This is a genomic window from Streptomyces sp. NBC_00122 (assembly GCF_045160845.1).
Classification (GTDB): Bacteria; Actinomycetota; Actinomycetes; order Streptomycetales; family Streptomycetaceae; genus Streptomyces.
Map to the genome: position 1 here is coordinate 6,563,835 of NZ_CP108191.1, position 17,738 is coordinate 6,581,572.

The 17,738-nt window shown below is 72.9% G+C and carries 15 protein-coding genes and 1 pseudogene; 12 read left to right on the forward strand and 4 right to left on the reverse strand.

Annotated elements, in window-relative coordinates; translation table 11 throughout:
• Positions 1 to 121: 121 nt before the first annotated feature.
• The gene (locus tag OG737_RS29875; protein WP_405922204.1) at positions 122 to 1,300 is read right to left on the reverse strand and encodes a hypothetical protein; all 1,179 of its coding nucleotides are present in this window, start codon (positions 1,298 to 1,300) and stop codon (positions 122 to 124) included.
• A gap of 198 nt (positions 1,301 to 1,498) precedes the next feature.
• Here OG737_RS29875 and OG737_RS29880 point away from each other — a divergent pair, with 198 nt between their 5' ends.
• Positions 1,499 to 4,720 carry a TIM-barrel domain-containing protein gene (locus OG737_RS29880; RefSeq protein ID WP_405922205.1) on the forward strand — a complete coding sequence of 1,074 codons (3,222 nt, stop codon included), beginning with the start codon at positions 1,499 to 1,501 and terminating at the stop codon, positions 4,718 to 4,720.
• Between the two features lie 6 nt (positions 4,721 to 4,726).
• Here the strand turns inward: OG737_RS29880 and OG737_RS29885 are convergent, their stop codons facing one another.
• Positions 4,727 to 5,257, reverse strand: a complete 531-nt coding sequence (locus OG737_RS29885; RefSeq protein ID WP_405922206.1) for a DUF6817 domain-containing protein — start codon at positions 5,255 to 5,257, stop codon at positions 4,727 to 4,729.
• On the opposite strand from OG737_RS29885, the pseudogene OG737_RS29890 reads away from it, so the two are divergent.
• Positions 5,236 to 6,258: pseudogene (locus OG737_RS29890) on the forward strand (LysR family transcriptional regulator); the annotation flags it as partial. The gene OG737_RS29885 and the pseudogene OG737_RS29890 sit on opposite strands and share 22 nt — an antisense overlap.
• Here the strand turns inward: OG737_RS29890 and OG737_RS29895 are convergent.
• Positions 6,139 to 7,623, reverse strand: coding sequence for an MFS transporter (locus OG737_RS29895; protein WP_405922207.1), 1,485 nt, complete (start codon positions 7,621 to 7,623; stop codon positions 6,139 to 6,141). The pseudogene OG737_RS29890 and the gene OG737_RS29895 sit on opposite strands and share 120 nt — an antisense overlap.
• Positions 7,620 to 8,222, reverse strand: coding sequence for a TetR/AcrR family transcriptional regulator (locus tag OG737_RS29900; RefSeq protein WP_328929314.1), 603 nt, complete (start codon positions 8,220 to 8,222; stop codon positions 7,620 to 7,622). Before OG737_RS29900 ends, OG737_RS29895 begins: the two co-directional genes overlap by 4 nt.
• Positions 8,223 to 8,502: 280 nt before the next feature.
• Between OG737_RS29900 and OG737_RS29905 the strand changes: the two genes are divergently transcribed.
• The 10 genes from OG737_RS29905 to OG737_RS29950 all read left to right on the forward strand — a co-directional run bounded on the left by OG737_RS29905 (position 8,503) and on the right by OG737_RS29950 (position 17,736).
• Complete coding sequence (locus tag OG737_RS29905; RefSeq protein ID WP_328929315.1) at positions 8,503 to 10,272, forward strand: enoyl-CoA hydratase-related protein; 1,770 nt, start codon at positions 8,503 to 8,505, stop codon at positions 10,270 to 10,272.
• A 73-nt stretch (positions 10,273 to 10,345) separates the two neighbouring features.
• Positions 10,346 to 11,401, forward strand: a complete 1,056-nt coding sequence (locus OG737_RS29910) for a hydrogenase expression protein HypE (RefSeq protein WP_328929316.1) — start codon at positions 10,346 to 10,348, stop codon at positions 11,399 to 11,401.
• A 63-nt stretch (positions 11,402 to 11,464) separates the two neighbouring features.
• Entirely contained in the window at positions 11,465 to 13,249 is a 1,785-nt protein-coding gene (locus OG737_RS29915) for a nickel-dependent hydrogenase large subunit (RefSeq protein ID WP_328929317.1), read from the forward strand.
• Complete coding sequence (locus OG737_RS29920; protein ID WP_328929318.1) at positions 13,246 to 13,773, forward strand: hypothetical protein; 528 nt, start codon at positions 13,246 to 13,248, stop codon at positions 13,771 to 13,773. Before OG737_RS29915 ends, OG737_RS29920 begins: the two co-directional genes overlap by 4 nt.
• The gene (locus OG737_RS29925) at positions 13,770 to 14,420 is read left to right on the forward strand and encodes a DUF5947 family protein (protein WP_328929319.1); all 651 of its coding nucleotides are present in this window, start codon (positions 13,770 to 13,772) and stop codon (positions 14,418 to 14,420) included. The genes OG737_RS29920 and OG737_RS29925 overlap by 4 nt, the downstream gene beginning before the upstream one ends.
• On the forward strand, positions 14,417 to 15,115 hold the full coding sequence (locus OG737_RS29930) for a DUF6084 family protein (protein WP_328929320.1): 699 nt from the start codon (positions 14,417 to 14,419) through the stop codon (positions 15,113 to 15,115). Before OG737_RS29925 ends, OG737_RS29930 begins: the two co-directional genes overlap by 4 nt.
• Entirely contained in the window at positions 15,112 to 16,551 is a 1,440-nt protein-coding gene (locus OG737_RS29935) for a hypothetical protein (RefSeq protein ID WP_328929321.1), read from the forward strand. Before OG737_RS29930 ends, OG737_RS29935 begins: the two co-directional genes overlap by 4 nt.
• A complete protein-coding gene (locus OG737_RS29940) occupies positions 16,548 to 17,126 on the forward strand; it encodes a hydrogenase maturation protease (RefSeq protein WP_328929322.1) in 579 nt (192 codons plus the stop codon). Before OG737_RS29935 ends, OG737_RS29940 begins: the two co-directional genes overlap by 4 nt.
• Positions 17,123 to 17,227 (forward strand): DUF6893 family small protein, encoded by a 105-nt coding sequence (locus OG737_RS29945; protein WP_405676951.1) that lies wholly within the window; start codon positions 17,123 to 17,125, stop codon positions 17,225 to 17,227. The genes OG737_RS29940 and OG737_RS29945 overlap by 4 nt, the downstream gene beginning before the upstream one ends.
• A gap of 113 nt (positions 17,228 to 17,340) precedes the next feature.
• Positions 17,341 to 17,736: a hydrogenase maturation nickel metallochaperone HypA gene (locus tag OG737_RS29950; RefSeq protein ID WP_328929323.1), complete on the forward strand. Its 396-nt coding sequence runs from the start codon at positions 17,341 to 17,343 to the stop codon at positions 17,734 to 17,736.
• The last annotated feature ends 2 nt before the right edge of the window (positions 17,737 to 17,738 follow it).

Consider the following 17,738-nt stretch of genomic DNA (forward strand, 5'->3'; position numbering starts at 1 on the left):
ATCGTCGCGGGGGGAGACAGCGCGTTCGGCCGTGTACCGAGGAGGCATAGCGGCGAACGTATCAGACGTGACAGACACCTAGTAGATACCTCTCAGAGACATAAGAATGAGCCCGCAGCACTCATGTGCCAGAGGCTGTATGACTCCTATTGATAACGGTGTCGCCGAGGCGCAGCCCGCGGCGCTCGATGTCGGCGGGGTTGTGGAGCGTGGCGTGCCTGACCACCGAGCCGTCTATCTCCACCGGTTCGAGGACCGCGGTGGGCGCGAGCACCCCCGTGCGCCCCACCGACCAGGTCACATCGAGCAGCCGGGTACGCCGCTCCACGGCCGGCAGCTTGTAGGCGGTCGCCCAGTGCGGGTGGCGCGATCCGGTGCCGACCGCGGTCTGTTCGGCCAGGGCGTCCAGCTTGACGACCACCCCGTCTATCCCGAAGGGCAGCCCGGCGCGGAGCGCGGCGATGCGGTCGACCTGCTCCTGCACTTCGGCGAGCGTGGCCACCACGGCCAGACCGGCGGGGGTGGCCGCCGCGGTCTGGACGCCCGCCCGCGCGACATGGGCCATGACCTCGGAGTGGCTGGTGCCGGGAAGGGCGCTGCCGCCGTCGAGTTCGACCGCGCCGAAGGCCCAGAAGGTCATCTCCACCGTGTACGGGCGCCCCTTGGCACGCAGCGTGCCTGCCGCGCCGTTGCGGGGATTGGAGAACGGGCCGGCCCCGTGCTCGGCACGTATCGCGTTGGCCCGCTCGAACTGCTCAGCCGTCAGCAGGACTTCGCCGCGCACCTCGAAGGAGGCGTCCGTGGCCAGCTCCCTGGGCAGCCCGGCGATCGTGCCGATCGCGTGCGAGACGTCCTCGCCGCCGGTGCCGTTGCCCCGGGTGACGAGCTGGACCAGCCGGCCCCCGCGGTACCGCGCGGCCAGCGAGGCCCCGTCCAGCTTCGGTTCGACCGCGTACCCGCCCATGACCGGGGCCCCGAGCCGCCGGAGCACCGAGGCCTCCCAGTCGAGCAGGTCCTGCGGGCTGAACACGTTGCCCAGCGAGAGCATCGCGGCGGTGTGCGCCACGTCCCCGGCAGGTACGGCCCCGCCCGCCACCTTCCCCGTCGGTGTGGCGGGGTCGGTGTGCTCCGGGTAGCGCTCCTCGTAGGCCTTTATCAGGCCGAGGAGGAGGTCGAACGAAGCGTCGTCCAGGGCGGATTCCCCGGAGCCGTAGTACGCGGCCGAGGCCCTCAGGGCGGCGCCGATCGCGTCGGCGTACTCGTCGCGGTCGGCCAGGGCGGGAGCGGTGGTCGTCGTCATGTCCTGATCTTCGCGCAGGGGTCTGACAACGGCCCTGCGACGGCGGGTGCGTGGACGCGGTGGTGCGATGTGCATAAAGATGCTTGATGGGGTACGACTTCGAGCATCTTCCTTCAGGAATTCCCGGCGGAGCGCTATCTTGCCAGGTGCATGCCAAAGCGGTGTGTCCGCGATCCGGACCGCACGAGGAGCTGCCCCATGAGACTGCCAGGCATCCCCAGGACCCCAGGACGCCAGGGCCGCCCGGCCCGCACTCCCCGGCGGCGGCGCATCCCCGCCGCCCTGCTCGCCGCCGCCCTCGCCGTCGGCGGCCTGTCCGCCGCCGGACCGGCCGCCCCGCCCGCCGCCGCGTCCCCCGCCGCGCCCGCGGCCACGGCGGGCAACGTCACCGGCTTCAGCCAGGCCGGGAACACCTTCACCGTCACGGCCTCCAGCGGAGCCAAGGCCCGTGTGGTCGTCGCCCGCGCCGACATCTTCCGGCTCTGGCTCTCGCCCGACGGTGCCTTCACCAACGACCCCGCCGGCAGCGACCTCGCCCCCACGACCGACTTCGGCTCCGTCACGACGAACTGGGCCGACGCGGGCACCTACTACCGGATCACCACCGCGGCCCTGTCCATCCGGGTCAACAAGTCGCCCCTCCAGTTCTCCGTCTACCGGGCCGACAACACCACCCCCGTCTGGCAGGAGACCCAGCCCACCAGCTGGACCGGCAGCCAGACCACCCAGTACCTGGCCCGGGGGGCGGACGAGCAGTTCTACGGCACCGGCCTGCGCCTGGGCGAATGGGCGCTGCGCGGCAAGACCGTCCCCGTCGCGGTCGACAACAAGTGGCGCGAGAACACCAACGCCAGTCCCGCCCCCTTCTACATGTCGACCAACGGGTACGGCGTCATGCGCAACACGTGGGCGCCGGGTTCCTACTCCTTCAACGCCCCCACCGCCCTGACGCACGACGAGAAGCGCTTCGACGCCTGGTACTTCACCGGTGACTCCCTCAAATCGGTGCTCGACGCGTACACCGACGTCAGCGGCAAGCCGTTCATGGCGCCGATGTGGGGCTTCGAACTGGGCAACGCCGACTGTTTCAACGCCTCCAACCCCGACTACCAGGGCGACCACAACCGCGCCCGCCACCAGACCACCCCCGACGTCGTCGGGTACGCGGCCGACGCCCGAGCCGCCGACATGCCCTCGGGCTGGTTCCTGCCCAACGACGGCTACGGCTGCGGCTACACCGCGCCCCTCAAGTCGACGGTGGACGCGCTGAAGGCCAAGGGCTTCCAGACCGGTCTGTGGACCTCCACCGGCCTCGGCTCCATCGCCGACGAGGTGGGCACGGCCGGGAGCCGCGGCGTGAAGACGGACGTGGCCTGGATCGGCAGCGGCTACAAGTACGCCTTCAACGGGGTGCAGCAGGCCGTCGACGGCATCGAGAAGAACTCCGACGCCCGGCGCTACGTCTGGACCGTCGACGGCTGGGCCGGTACCCAGCGCAACGCCGTCGTGTGGACCGGCGACACCTACGGCACCTGGGACGACATGCGCTGGCACGTCCCCGCCATCGCCGGCGCGGGCCTGTCCGGCATCAACTACGCCTCCGGCGACGTCGACGGCATCTTCGGCGGCAGCCCCAAGACGTACACCCGGGACCTCCAGTGGAAGGCCTTCACCCCCGCCTTCATGACCATGTCCGGCTGGGGGGCGGTCAACCCGGCCGCCGGCTACCAGGACAAGCAGCCCTGGCGCTTCGCCGAGCCGTACCTCTCCATCAACCGCAAGTACCTCCAGCTCAAGATGCGGCTGATGCCGTACCTCTACACGATGAGCAAGGCCGCCAACGAGACCGGCGTGCCCAGCACCCGTGCGATGGTCCTCGAATACCCCGACGACCCGGTGGCCCGCGGGAACCTCACCAGCGGCCAGTTCATGGCCGGGGACTCCCTCCTGGTCGCACCCGTCGTCTCCGACACCGACGTCCGGGACGGGATCTACCTCCCCGCCGGCACCTGGACGGACTACTGGACGGGCCGTACCTACGCGGGCCCGGGCTGGCTGAACGGCTACCGCGCCCCGCTGGACACACTGCCCCTCTTCGTCAAGGGCGGCGCGATCGTGCCGATGTGGCCGCAGATGAACTACACCGGTGAGAAGCCGGTCTCCACCCTCACCTACGACATCCACCCCCGCGGCAACTCCTCCTTCAGCCTCTACGAGGACGACGGCCGCACCCGCGCCTACCAGTCCGGGGCCTACGCCCGCCAGCAGGTGGACGTCACCGCCCCGGCGGCGGGATCCGGCACCGTCACCGTCTCCGTCGGAGCCTCCACCGGCAGCTACACCGGCAAACCGGCCTCCCGCGGCTACGAGTTCACCCTTCACGTGGCCTCCGCGCCCACCGGCCTCACCGCCGACGGAGCCGCACTGACGCGCCTGACCTCCAAGTCCGCCTATGACGCGGCCACGTCCGGCTGGTTCTTCGACCCCTCCGACCGCTCGGGCGTCCTGTGGGTCAAGACGGGTACGAAGACGGGCGCGTTCAGCGTCTCGGCCACCGGCACCGGCATCCCGCCGGCGGGCGCCCTGCCCACGTCCGCCCCCATCGCCCAGTCGGGCTGGTCCCTGGTCTCGGCGGACAGCCAGGAGAGCAGCGCCGAGAACGGGGCCGCCACCAACGCCTTCGACGGGAACCCGGCCACCCTGTGGCACACCGCGTGGTCGTCCGCGAAGCCCGCCCCGCTCCCGCACGAGATCCAGATCGACCTCGGGGCCCGCTACGCGGTGGACGGCCTCGGCTACCTTCCCCGCCAGGACGGCGGGGTCAACGGCCGCATCGGCGGGTACGAGGTCTACGTCTCCGACACCACCGCCGACTGGGGCTCACCCGTGGCGAGCGGCACCTTCGCCGACACCGCCGCGGCCAAGACCACCGCCCTGTCCGTGAAGAGCGGCCGCTACCTGCGCCTGAAGGCACTCACCGAGGCCGGTGCCCGCGGCCCGTGGACCAGCGCCGCCGAGATCACCCTCACCGGCCGCCCGGCCCCGTTTCCGGCCGACGCCACCCTCGTCAACGCCGCCTCCGCGAGCTGCGTGGACCTGCCGCACAGCGCCACCACTCCGGGCACCGAACCCACCCTCTACACCTGCCACGGCGGCCCCAACCAACGCTGGACCCTCCAGTCCGACGGCCGCCTCACCGGCCTCGGAGGCGTCTGCCTGGACGCCGCGAACGCCTCCCGCGTGAGCATCCGGACCTGCGACGGCAGCGCCGGCCAGTCCTGGCAGGCGGGTCCCCAGAGCAGCCTGCGCAACGTCGGCCAATGCCTCACCCCGGCCGGTGCCGCCACCGCCAACGGTACCGTCCTCACCCGCGCCGCCTGCGACAACACCCCCGCCCAGCGCTGGACCTTCACTCCCTGACCGCGCTCACCCGCCGAGCACGGCCTGGCACTCCCGCCAGGCCGGCTCGCTCAGCAGACCCCGGAACCGGCCGAAGAGGGAGAGCAGTTCGCCGCCCCACGCCTCCCGGAAGGCGGGGTCGGTCCGCGCGAGATCGAGCTCGTTGGCGGCGGACAGCTCGGCGAAGTCCCGGCGCAACTGCGGGGCGGGGGAGTGGACGAGGCCGGTGAACCGGTCCCGTACGGCCGACTCCCCCTCGCCGAGCACCGGATAGGACGCCGCCCGGTCGAAAGAGGCGTAGAAGTACACGACGGCCTCGGCCTCGGCGCCGATGACCGCGGCCAGTTCGGCCCGCCGGGCGACCGGCAGCAGGGCGGTGGCGAAGCCGTCCGTCCCGTAGAACGCGTGGCACAGGCCGGCCTGTTGGAGCGCGGGCCGTGCTCCCCAGGCGGCGAGCAGCTCCCGTACGCGTCCCAGGTGGGCGAGGAGGGTTCCGCCGGGATGCGCGACGCGCTCGGCGCCGAGCTCCCGGAGCCATGCGACGGCTTCGTCCGGCACGGGACACGTCCCTTCGGGGGGTGGTGGTGGGTCGGCACCCGTCCCCGCCGTCGCCTGGGGTCCGGACCGTGGCGACGGCGGGGACGGGTTGCCGCCCGGGCCCTGCACCGATCTTGATCCAGCCCAAGTCCCAAGTCAATCCACCGATTTGCTCCCCACATCCAAGGGATACCTTGGATGTCGTGACCCTCGACGATCTCCGCGTGTTCGTGGCCGTCTGCCGCGCGGGCAGCCTCAGCGCCGTCGCCCGCGACCTCGGCCGCACCCAGTCGGCCGTCAGCCAGCACGTCCGCCGCCTGGAGAAGCAGACCGGCGCGAGCCTCCTGGAGCGCCACGCCCGCGGGGTCGTGCCCACCGAGGCGGGCCGCATCCTCCAGGCAGCCGCCGCCGACGGCATCGCGGGCCTCGATGGCGCCCTGCGCCGCCTGGACGACCTCGTACGGGGAGGAGGCGGCTCGGTGCGCGTCACCACCGGCGCGACCACCGTGCGGCACTTCATGTCCGAGGCCGTCGTCACCTTCCGCCGCCGGCACCCCGAAGTGAGCCTGGAGTTCCAGACGGAGAACTCCAGCCGCAGCTGTTTCGACGCCCTCGCCGCCGACGACCTCGACCTCGCCTGGATCACCATCGGCGCCCCGGTCCGCGGCATCGAGCAGCGTCCCGTCATGGCACTGCCCTGGGTGCTCGCGGTCGGCGCCGACGACCCGCTCGCCGCCCGCGCCCGGATCGACCCCGCCGACCTCGCCGGAATCCGCCACATCCGGCTGCCGGAGAACTCCGCCTCCCGCGCGCACCTGGACGCGGCCTTCGCGGAATTCGGCATCCGGGTGAGCTCGGACACCAGCGTCGCCGACTGGGACACCGCCCTGCTGCTCGCCGAACTAGGCCTGGGCCACGCCGTCGTACCCGCGCTGCCAGGCTGGCGGGTCCCCGGCACCGACGGGCCGCTGCGCCTGGTCCCCGTCCCCGGCCTGCCGCCCCTCAAGGTCGGCTGGGCGGTCCGCCGCTGGGCCGCCCTTACCCCGCTGGCCCGCGGCTTCGCCGACGAGGTCGCCCGCAGCTGCACGGCCCGCGCCGCGGCCGGGCAGGAGTGACGCCGGCAGCAGCCCCGCGGCGGCCAGCAGGGCCAGGGCCGTCGGCGAGGAGCCCGTCACCCCCGCGCCCGCGGCGACGGCGATCCCGAGGGCCGGGCCGATGTTCGCGGCCGTCTGCTTGAGCCCGCCGACCACACCCGCGTACCCGGCCGGGGCCTCCCCGACCACGGTCCCGGTGGCGGTGACCATCACGGTGGTGAACCCGGCGCCGAGCAGCGCGAATCCGAGCGCCGAGGCGGGCTCGGCGTCGAGCATCGCGATGCCGAGCACGACCAGCGCGGTACCGGTCAGCGCGGTCGGCCGCGGTCCCTGCCGGCGCGACGCCAGCCCCGCCACCGGCGCCCCTGCGACCATCAGCGCGGTCAGCGGCAGCACCCGCAGCCCGGTGTCGAGCGGGTCCAGCCCCTGTACGTCCTGGAGTCGGAAGGTCGCCGTGAACAGCGTGCCGAACAGCCCGGCGGAGACGGCGAGCAGTAGCGCCATCGAGGCCGCCACCGGCCGCGACCGGGCCACGGCGGGCGGTACGAGCGGCAGCGCGGCGCGCCGCTCGCGGCGCAGGAACAGGATCCCGAGCACGGCGGCGCCGCCGAACCCGAGCAGCGTCGGCGTACCGGTCCAGCCGTGCGCCGGCACACCGACCAGCGCGTGCACGAAGACGGCGAGGGACGCCGCCAGCAGGGCCGCGCCGGTGAGTTCGAGCCGCCCGGGCTCCGCGCGGGGCGGCGCCGGCGCCCGTACGGCGAGCGTCAGCACGGCGATGGCCAGCGCGAGCGGCACGTTGACCGCGAACACGGCCCGCCACCCCCACTGCGCGACCAGCACGCCCCCGAGCAGCGGACCGGCCGCCGCGGCCAGCCCGATCGCACCGGTCCGCACCGCGATCGGCGTGGCCAGCCGGTCGGGCGGGTACGCGAGCCGCAGCAGCGCCAGCGTCGCTGGCTGGAGCAGCGCCCCGAACACGCCCTGCACGGCGCGCAGTGCGATCACCCAGCCCACGCCGGGCGCGAAGGCGATGCCCGCCGAGGCCGCGGCGAATCCGAGGACTCCGGTGAACAGCAGCCGCTGGTGCCCGTACCGGTCGCCGAGCCGCCCGGCGACGACCAGGAAGGCGGCCACGGCCAGCAGATAGGCCGTGCTGGTCCACTGGACCTCGGCCACGCTCGCCCCGAGACCACGCCGCAGGCTCGGCTGCGCCACCGTCAGCACGGTGCCGTCCAGGGCGACGAGCGCGGCCCCCGAGACGCTGACGGCCAGCGCCAGACGCCGCCTCACGAGGACTCCGGAGCCGGACCGAGGTGCGCGTCGAGGGCGGCGTCGACGATCCGGTCCACCGTCGCGGCGGGCAGGACCAGCGGCAGACTGCCCCACGCCCACAGCTGCGCCACGCCGTGCAGGTTGGCCCACAGCGCGGCCGCGGTGACCTCGGGGTCGTCCGCCCCGCAGCGGGAGACGAGGGTGGCGAGCAGCTCGAACAGCGGCCGTGTCGACTCCCGCAGCCGTGGTCCGCCCGACGGCTCCTGGCCGGTGCTGTCCAGCAGCTCGTGCCGGAACATCAGCTCGAACATGCCGCGGTGCTCCAGCGCGTAGCCCACGTACGCGCCCCCCAGCGCCCGCACCCGCTCGCGCGGCGACGCGGCCCCGGCGCTCGCCGCCGCGAACCGGGCGCCGAGGTCGGCGAACCCGCGCCGGGCGATGGCCGACAGCAGCGCCTGGTGGGTGGGGAAGTAGCGGCGCGGCGCGCCGTGGGAGACCCCGGCCCGGCGGGCGATCTCGCGGAGCCCCAGCGCGGAACGCCCCTCGGTCAGTACGAGTTCCACGCCGACGTCGATCAACCGCTCGCGGAGCGGGCCCTCCTGGCTCTCCTGTGTCATAGACACTGTCTACCAAGATTCCTAGACAGTGTCTACTCGTCGGCGGTGGAGAGCCGGGAACCGCGGCATCCGGGTGTCGGCCTCCGGGACGCCGCGCTGCGGCCGAGTGGCCCCCGCCAGGGCCGCTTTCGAGTGACACCGCCGCTCGGCGGCGGGCGCGGCCCCGTCGGCGTCGCCGACCATCTCAGGCGGCCGGTCATGACGATTTCGAGGTCCCGCCCGGTCACGATCAGCCGGGGCGCCCAGGCGTCGCGGCTCCGGGCCGCCGCTGGGAGATCACGTGCACGTCCTGCTCGTCGCGAGCGCGTTCAACAGCCTCACCCAGCGCGTCCACGCCGAACTGCGGGACCGCGGTCACAGCGTGGCCGTCGAACTCGCCCTGCCCCATGTCCCGCTCGCCGACGCCGTCCGCCGCCACCGGCCCGACCTCGTCCTCGCGCCGATGCTGCGGACCGCCGTCCCCGAGGAGGTCTGGGCCGCGCACACCTGCCTGATCGTCCACCCGGGACCGGTCGGCGACCGCGGTCCCTCCTCCCTCGACTGGGCGATCCACGAGCAGGTGACCCGATGGGGCGTCACCGTCCTGCAGGCCGAGGCCGAGATGGACGCCGGCGCCGTCTGGGCCCACGTCGAATGCCCCGTACCGCCGGTGGGCAAGAGCGACCTCTACCGCGGTGAGATCGCCGACGCGGCGCTGGAAGCCGTACACCTCGCCGTCGACCGCTTCGCCTCCGGCACCTACACCCCCCGGCCGCAGGCCGCCGGACATCCGCGCCCCGCCCTGCGCCAGGAGCACCGCCGGATCGACTGGGAGGCCGACTCCACCGAGCGCGTCCTGCGCGCCCTGCGCGCCGCCGACTCACAGCCCGGCGTACGGGACGAACTGCTCGGCGCCGAGTGGTTCCTGCACGGCGGCCACGCCGAGGACCGCCTGCGCGGCCGCCCCGGGGAACTGCTGGCCACCCGGGCGGGCGCGATCTGCCGGGCCACCGCCGACGGCGCCGTCTGGATCCCCGAACTCCGGGCCCCGCGCGCCCCGGGCGGACCCGCCGCCCCCAAACTTCCCGCCACCGTGGCGCTCGCCGGCCGGCTGCCGGCACTGCGGGAACACCCCGCCCCGCTCCACACCGACCCGCGCCGGCGCACCTGGTCCGACATCGGCTACCGGGAAGAGGGCCAGACCGGCTTCCTGTCCTTCTCCTTCCCCGGCGGCGCCATGAGCACCGCCCACTGCCGGCGCCTGCTGAACGCCTACCGGATCGCCTGCACCCGCCCCACCACCGTCCTCGTCCTCGGCGGCGGACGGGACTTCTTCTCCAACGGCATCCACCTGGGCGTCATCGAGGCGGCCGCCGACCCGGCCGAGGAGTCCTGGGCGAACATCAACGCCATGGACGACTTGGTCGAGGCCGTGCTCACCACCACCGACCGGCTCGTCGTCGCCGCCGTCGGCGGCAACGCCGCCGCCGGAGGCGCCGTCCTCGCCCTCGCCGCCGACGAGGTCTGGTGCCGCTCCGGCGTGGTGCTCAACCCGCACTACCGCCTGATGGGGCTGCACGGCTCCGAGTACTGGACCTACACCCTGCCGCGCCGCGTCGGCACCGGCGTCGCGGACCGCCTCACGTCCGAGGCCCTGCCGCTGAGCGCCGAGGCCGCGCACCGGCTCGGGCTGGTCGACCGTACGGTCCGCTGCGCGCCCCAGGCCTTCGCCGCGGAGACGGCGCGGCTGGCGGCCCATCTGGCCGCCCTGCCCGCGACCGCCTCCCGGATCGCCCGGAAGAAGGCGCACCGCGACCGCGACGAGGCGCAGAAGCCCCTGGCCGCCTACCGGGAGGCCGAGCTGGCCCTGATGCGGCAGACCTTCTTCGACCCGGACGCCCCCTACCACGCCCTGCGCCGCGCCTTCGTCCGCAAGGAGCGGGCGACCGCGACACCGCCCCATCTGGCCCGTTCCGCGGCGGGGCGGCACACTGCCCCGCCGCCCTCCCGGCAGCGCCCGGTCACTGGACTGGCCGCACATGACGCGGCACGCGGAGCCGCGGGCTGTTAGCAAGAAAGGCGAGGCAGCAAACGCCGCCTCGCCCCCTAGTCCGCCCCGAGCCCCTCCCCAAGGAGGCATCCTCATGGATCCAGCGACGTCGGCCCCTGTGGAAGACCCTCCGATCCACATCCTCTGGATCAACGCGGGACTGAGCTGTGACGGCGACTCCGTCTCCCTGACAGCGGCGATGCAGCCCAGCATCGAAGAGATCGTGACGGGCGTACTGCCCGGACTGCCCAAGATCCAGGTGCACTGGCCCCTGATCGATTTCGAATGCGGCCCGGTCGGCGGCGCGGACACGTTCATCGAGTGGTTCTTCAAGGGCGAGCGGGGCGAGATCGACCCGTTCGTGCTGGTCGTCGAGGGCTCGATCCCCAACGAGAAGATCAAGCCCGAGGGCTACTGGTGCGGATTCGGCGACGACCCGGAGACCGGTCAGCCCATCACCACCAGCGAGTGGATCGACCGGCTCGCCCCCAAGGCCCTCGCCGTCGTCGCCATCGGCACCTGCGCCACGTACGGCGGCATCCACGCCATGGAGGGCAACCCCACCGGCGCCATGGGCGTGCCCGACTACCTGGGCTGGAACTGGACCTCCAAGGCCGGCATCCCGATCGTGTGCGTGCCGGGCTGCCCGATCCAGCCGGACAACTTCTCCGAGACCCTGACCTACCTGCTCTACCAGGCGGCGGGCTCGGCCCCGATGATCCCGCTCGACGACAAGCTGCGCCCGACCTGGCTGTTCGGCGCCACCGTCCACGAGGGCTGCGACCGCGCCGGCTACTACGAGCAGGGCCAGTTCGCCGAGACCTACGACTCGCCCGAGTGCCTGGTCAAACTCGGCTGCTGGGGTCCCGTCGTCAAGTGCAACGTGCCCAAGCGCGGCTGGATGAACGGCATCGGCGGCTGCCCCAACGTCGGCGGCATCTGCATCGCCTGCACGATGCCGGGCTTCCCCGACAAGTTCATGCCCTTCATGGACGAGCCTCCCGGCGCCAAGGTGTCGACCAAGGCCAGCGGCGCGTACGGGGCCGTCATCCGCAGGCTCCGCTCGATCACCGCGCACACGGTGGACCAGGAGCCCAAGTGGCGCCGCAGCGGCCAGAGGCTGACCACGGGCTACCGCCCGCCCTGGTGACGGACCCGCAGGTCCTCACCTCGCTCACGAACTCCGTACAGAAGAAGGGTCACGGCAGACACGATGGCACCGAAGACGAAGGCGGCCGGTGACGGCAGCGGCCTGGTGGAGATGGCCTGGGATCCGATCACCCGGATCGTGGGCAGCCTCGGCATCCACACGAAGATCGACTTCAAGCAGAAGCGGGTCGCCGAGTGCTACAGCACCTCGTCGGTCTTCCGCGGCTACAGCGTCTTCATGCGCGGCAAGGACCCCCGCGACGCGCACTTCATCACCAGCCGCATCTGCGGGATCTGCGGCGACAACCACGCCACCTGCTCCGTGTACACGCAGAACATGGCCTACGGGGTGAAGCCGCCCCACCTCGCCGAGTGGATCATCAACCTGGGCGAGTCGGCGGAGTACATGTTCGACCACAACATCTTCCAGGAGAACCTGGTCGGGGTCGACTACTGCGAGAAGATGGTCCGCGAGACCAACCCCGGGGTCCTGGAGCTCGCCGAGCGCACCGAGGCCCCGCACGCCGGCGACCACGGCTACCGGACCATCGCCGACATCATGCGCTCCCTCAACCCCATCGAGGGCGAGTTCTACCGCGAGGCCCTCCAGGTCAGCCGCTACACCCGGGAGATGTTCTGCCTGATGGAGGGCCGCCACGTGCACCCCTCCACGCTCTACCCGGGCGGCGTGGGCACCATCGCCTCCGTCCAGCTCTTCACGGACTACATGAGCCGCCTGATGCGCTACGTGGAGTTCATGAAGAAGGTCGTGCCGCTCCACGACGACCTCTTCGACTTCTTCTACGAGGCCCTGCCCGGGTACGAGGAGGTCGGCCGGCGCCGCGTGCTGCTCGGCTGCTGGGGCGCGCTCAACGACCCCGAGCACTGCGACTTCACGTACGCCAACATGTCCGACTGGGGCCGGAAGATGTTCGTCACCCCGGGTGTGATCGTCGACGGCAAGCTGGTCACCAACGACCTCACCGAGATCAACCTCGGCATCCGCATCCTGCTCGGCAGCTCGTACTACGACGACTGGGCGGGCCAGGAGCAGTTCGTCACGCACGACCCGCTCGGCAACCCGGTGGACCCCCGCCACCCGTGGAACCAGCACACCATCCCCGCCCCGCAGAAGCGGAACTTCGACGACAAGTACAGCTGGGTGATGTCACCGCGCTGGTTCGACGGCAAGGACCACCTCGCGCTCGACACCGGAGGCGGCCCCATCGCGCGCCTGTGGTCCACGGCCCTGTCCGGGCTCGTCGACGTCGGCTACGTCAAGGCCACCGGGCACAGCGTGGTCATCAACCTGCCGAAGACGATGACCAAGCCCGAGACGCGCTTCGAGTGGCAGATCCCGAAGTGGAGCAACGCCCTGGAGCGCAACCGCGCCCGCACCTACTTCCAGGCGTACGCCGCCGCCATCGCCCTGCACTGCGCCGAGAAGGGCCTCGCCGAGGTCCGCGCCGGACGCACCCAGACCTGGGAGAAGTTCGAGGTGCCGGACGAGTCCATCGGCGTCGGCTTCACCGAGGCCGTACGGGGCGTGCTCTCGCACCACATGGTGATCCGCGACGGCAAGATCGCCAACTACCACCCCTACCCGCCGACCCCGTGGAACGCCAGCACCCGCGACACCTTCGGCACGCCCGGACCGTACGAGGACGCCGTCCAGAACACCCCGATCTTCGAGGAGAACACCCCGGAGAACTTCAAGGGGATCGACATCATGCGCGCCGTGCGCAGCTTCGACCCCTGTCTGCCGTGCGGAGTCCACATGTACGTGGGCGGCGGCAAGACGGTGAAGTCGATGCACGTGCCCACCGGCCTGAGCGGACTGGGCGGATGAGCGCGGCCGTCGACGCCCGGCTGGCCGGGCAGCGGGTCGAGGAGGTCCTCGACCGGCTGGCCGCCACCGGCGACCGGGCGGCCTGCGAGGCCGCCGAGGAACTCGTGCGCGTGCTCATGGACTTCTACGGCGCCGGACTCGCCCGGATCGTCGAGCGGCTCGGCGGCGGCCCGCTCGAAGGGGTGCTGGACGACGAGCTGGTGGCGAGCCTGCTCTCGCTGCACGGTCTGCACCCCGAGGACGTCCACACGCGGATCGCACGCGCCCTGGACGCCGCGGAGGACCCCGTGGAACTGCTCGGCTTCGAGGAGACCACCGGCGTGCTGCGGCTGCGTCCCCGGGCCGCCGCCACCGGATGCGGCTGCGGCGGCAGCGGCCCGGAAACCGTCCGGCGGACGCTGGAGGACGCCCTGGTCTGCTTCGCCCCGGAGGTGACCGGGGTGGAGATGGAGCCCGCCGCCGCCCCCGGACCGCCCCTGCTCCAGATCGGCGTCCGGCCGCACACCCCGGTCCGGGTGCCGTGACGGGGCCCGCAGCCGCGACGGACCTGCGGCGCGGCCTGCGCCGGTTCACGGGCCCGCGCCCGCCCCGGCCGGAGCGCTGCGAACTCTGCGCGGTGGCGGTGCCCGAGGACGGCCACCGCCACCTGGTGGAGACCGAGAAGCGGACGCTGGTCTGCGCCTGCACCGCCTGCGCCCTGCTGTTCGACCGGCCGGGCGCGGCCACCGGGCGGTACCGGACCGTTCCGGACCGCTACCTCGCCGACCCCGGCCACCGGCTCGACGAGGGCGCCTGGGAACGGCTCCAGATCCCGGTCTCCGTGGCGTTCTTCTTCCGTAACGCCGCCCTCGACCGGCTGGTCGCCCTCTACCCGAGCCCGGCCGGAGCCACCGAGAGTGAACTCGACCCCGCGACCTGGGAATCCGTACTGGGCGCGAGCCGGCTGTCCGAGCTGCTCGAACCCGACGTGGAGGCGCTGCTGCTGCGCCGCTCGGCGGGACGCACCACCTGCCATCTGGTGCCGATCGACATCTGCTACGAGCTGGTGGGACGGATGCGGCTGCTGTGGCAGGGCTTCGACGGCGGCGCCGAGGCCCGGGCTGAGCTGGACGCCTTCTTCGAGCGGGTGGAGCGGCGGGCCCGGGCCGTGGCGGAGGACGGAGTCCGATGACGGACCTCGCCTTCACCTGCACCGGCGTGCGCGCCGACCCCTACGCGGCCGGTCCCACCCTCGTCTTCCGGCTGCGGATCACCGCAGCCGGGGACGCCCGGGTCCACGCCCTCGCCCTGCGCTGCCAGATCCGCATCGAACCGGCCCGCCGGAGCTACGGCCCCAAGGAGGCCGACGGCCTCGCCGACCTGTTCGGCGAGCGCGCCCGGTGGGGCACCACCCTGCAGCCCGTCCAGTTCGCCCAGGTCGCCGTCATGGTGCCCAGTTTCACCGGGGAGACCGAGACCGAACTGGTCGTGCCCTGCACCTACGACATGGACATCGCGGCGACCCGGTACTTCGACGCCCTGGAGGACGGGGAGGCGCCGCTGCTGATGCTGTTCTCCGGGACCGCCTTCACCGGCGCCGGCGGTTTCCGCGTCGAGCCCGTGCCCTGGGACCGCGAAGCCTCGTACCGGATGCCCGTGAACGTCTGGCGCGACATGGTCGAGCAGCACTTCCCGGGCTGCGGCTGGCTGCGGCTGCCCCGCGACACCATGGCAGAACTGCTCGCCTTCCGCTCGCGGCACGCCCTCGCCTCCTGGGAGTCGACCGTACGGGCCCTGCTCGACGCGGCCACCCCCGCCGAACCCCCGCCGCCGCCCGTCCGGTTCGGCTCCGTACCGCCCCGTGTCACCGAGAGGACCGCGACATGACCACGACGGCCACGACGGCCGCGGCGGACCCCCGCTTCGCCACCGCCCGGCAGGTGGCCGACGCCGTCCTCTTCGAGGGGTACGTGCTCTACCCGTACCGCGCCTCGGCCGCCAAGAACCGGCTGCGCTGGCAGTTCGGCGTCCTGGTACCGCCCGAGTGGGGACAGGCCCACGACGAGCACGCGCACCAGCAGACCGAGATCCTGATGGAGCCCAGGGGCGAGGCGAGCCTCTCCGTGGAGCTGCGCTTCCTGCACGCCCGGCGCCGCACCGTCCAGCGGGCCGGGGACGGCGGCACCTTCACGGAGGTCGCCGAACTCCACCTGGACGACCGGGTCCTCGTCCCCTGGGACGAGGGCACCGAGGAGCGCGTCGAGCTGTCCGCGACGACGGCCGAGCTGGTGGGCGAGGGCATCACCCTCCCGTTCCGCCGACCCGCCCGCGAGGACACCGAGGACGTGCTCGACGCCCAGGGCCGCACCGTGGGCCGCCTGGTGCGGCGCAGCGAGGAGATCGTCGGAGTCGTGCGGCTGCGGGCCACCGAAGTGCCCGTACCCTACCGGGTGTTCAAGCTCACCGCGGTCGTGGAGAACGCCAGCCCCTGGACACCTCGGCCCGGTTCGGACGACCGCGACGCCGCGCTGCCCCATTCGCTGGTCGCCGCCCACCTGCTGCTCGGCCTGGACTCCGGTTCCTTCCTGTCCATGACCGACCCGCCCGAGTGGGCCAAGGGCGCGGTCGCCTCCTGCGTCAACCGGCACACCTGGCCCGTACTGGCGGGTGAACCCGGCCGCGCCGACGTGGTCCTGTCCTCTCCGATCATCCTGGAGGACCACCCGGCCATCGCCCCCGAGAGCGCCGGCGCCATGTACGACGCCACCGAGATCGACGAGATCCTCGCCCTGCGCACGGCCGCCCTCACCGAGCAGGAGAAGCGCGAGGCGCGCGGTACGGACGACCGCGCCGCCGCCGTGATCGACCTGGCCGACTCCATGCCGCCCGAGGTGCTGGAGCGCCTGCACGGAGCGGTCCGCGCCCTGCGCGAGATCACCGACCCGGGCGCGGCGCCGCCGGACGTACCCGAACTGATCACGGAACTCCCGGACGAGGAAGCGGTGTTCAGGCCGGACACGCCCTGGTGGGACCCGGCCGGGGGCGACACCGCCGACCCGGCCCGCGACCGGATCACGATCGACGGCGTACCGGTGGGCGTGGGCAGCCGCGTCCTCCTCCGCCCGGGCCTGCGCCGCACCGACGCCCAGGACCTGTTCCTCCAGGGCATGGCCGCACGGGTCGAGGCGGTCCTGCACGACGTCGACGGGGGAGTGCACCTCGCCGTGACCGTCGAGGACGACCCGGGCGCGGACATCCGCCGCGAGCAGGGCAGATTCCTCTACTTCCAGCCCGACGAGCTCACCCCGCTGGAGGACGCGTGAGCGGCAGAACGCTGGTCGCCGGCATCGGCAACGTCTTCCTCGGCGACGACGGCTTCGGCGTCGAGGCCGTGCGCGGCCTGTCCGCGCACCCGCTCCCGGACGACGTCGAGGTGGTGGACTTCGGCGTGCGCGGAGTCCACCTCGCCTACCAGCTCCTCGACGGCTACGACACGCTGGTCCTGGTCGACGCCACCGCACGCGGCGGCGACCCGGGCACGCTCTACCTCATCGAGGCCGATGCGGGGGGCCCGGCCCCGCCGGGCGGCGCCGTCCTCGACGGCCACCACATGTCCCCCGACGCGGTCCTCGCGCTGCTGGACACCCTGTGCGCCGGCACCGGAAGCACCCCGCCCCGGCGGACGCTGGTCGTCGGCTGCGAACCCGCCTCGATCGAGGAGGGCATCGGCCTGAGCGCACCGGTGGCCGCGGCGGTGCCGCGCGCCGTCCGGATGGTCCTGGACCTGCTCCGGGCCGAGACCGAGACCGAGGCCGAGACCGAGCCCGCCGCTTCGACCGGATCCCCGACGGGATACGAAGCCGTCATGCCTTCCCGAGAACTGAGGAGTACCCCGTGAGCAAGGCCATCATCAGCGGCGTGACCGCCGCCATCACGGTCGTCGTACTGACGCAGCTGCTCCCCGACATCAAGCGCTACCTGCGCATGGTCCGGATGTGAGCCGGCGCCCGCCCCGGCGCCCGAATGGCGTACGGGGCGTGGCGCGCGTCGGCGTGCCCGACCGCACCGTCCCCGTCCTGCCGGTGTAATGAGCCCCGGCAGGACGGAGTCCTATGCACGAGATGTCGATCGCCACGGCCGTCGTCGGCCAGGTGGAGGAGGCGGCCCGGGCCGGCGGCGCGAGCGCCGTCACCACGGTCCGGCTCCAGGTCGGGGAGCTGGCGGGAGTGGTCCCCGACGCGCTGGCCTTCTGTTTCGAACTGGCCTGTGCCGGGACGGTGCTCGAAGGCGCCGGACTCGTCACGGAGACGGTCGCGGCCCGCGCACGCTGCGGCGCGTGCCCACGCGAGTGGCCGACCGGCATGCCCCCCGACCTGTGCTGCCCCGGCTGCGCGCGGGCCGGGGACGTGGAGCTGCTCTCCGGTCGTGAGCTGCAGATCGTCAGCGTGGACTGGGAGGACGGCCCGCCCTGCGCCCGTACCCGCGAACCGATCTCCGAGGAGGCCTGAAC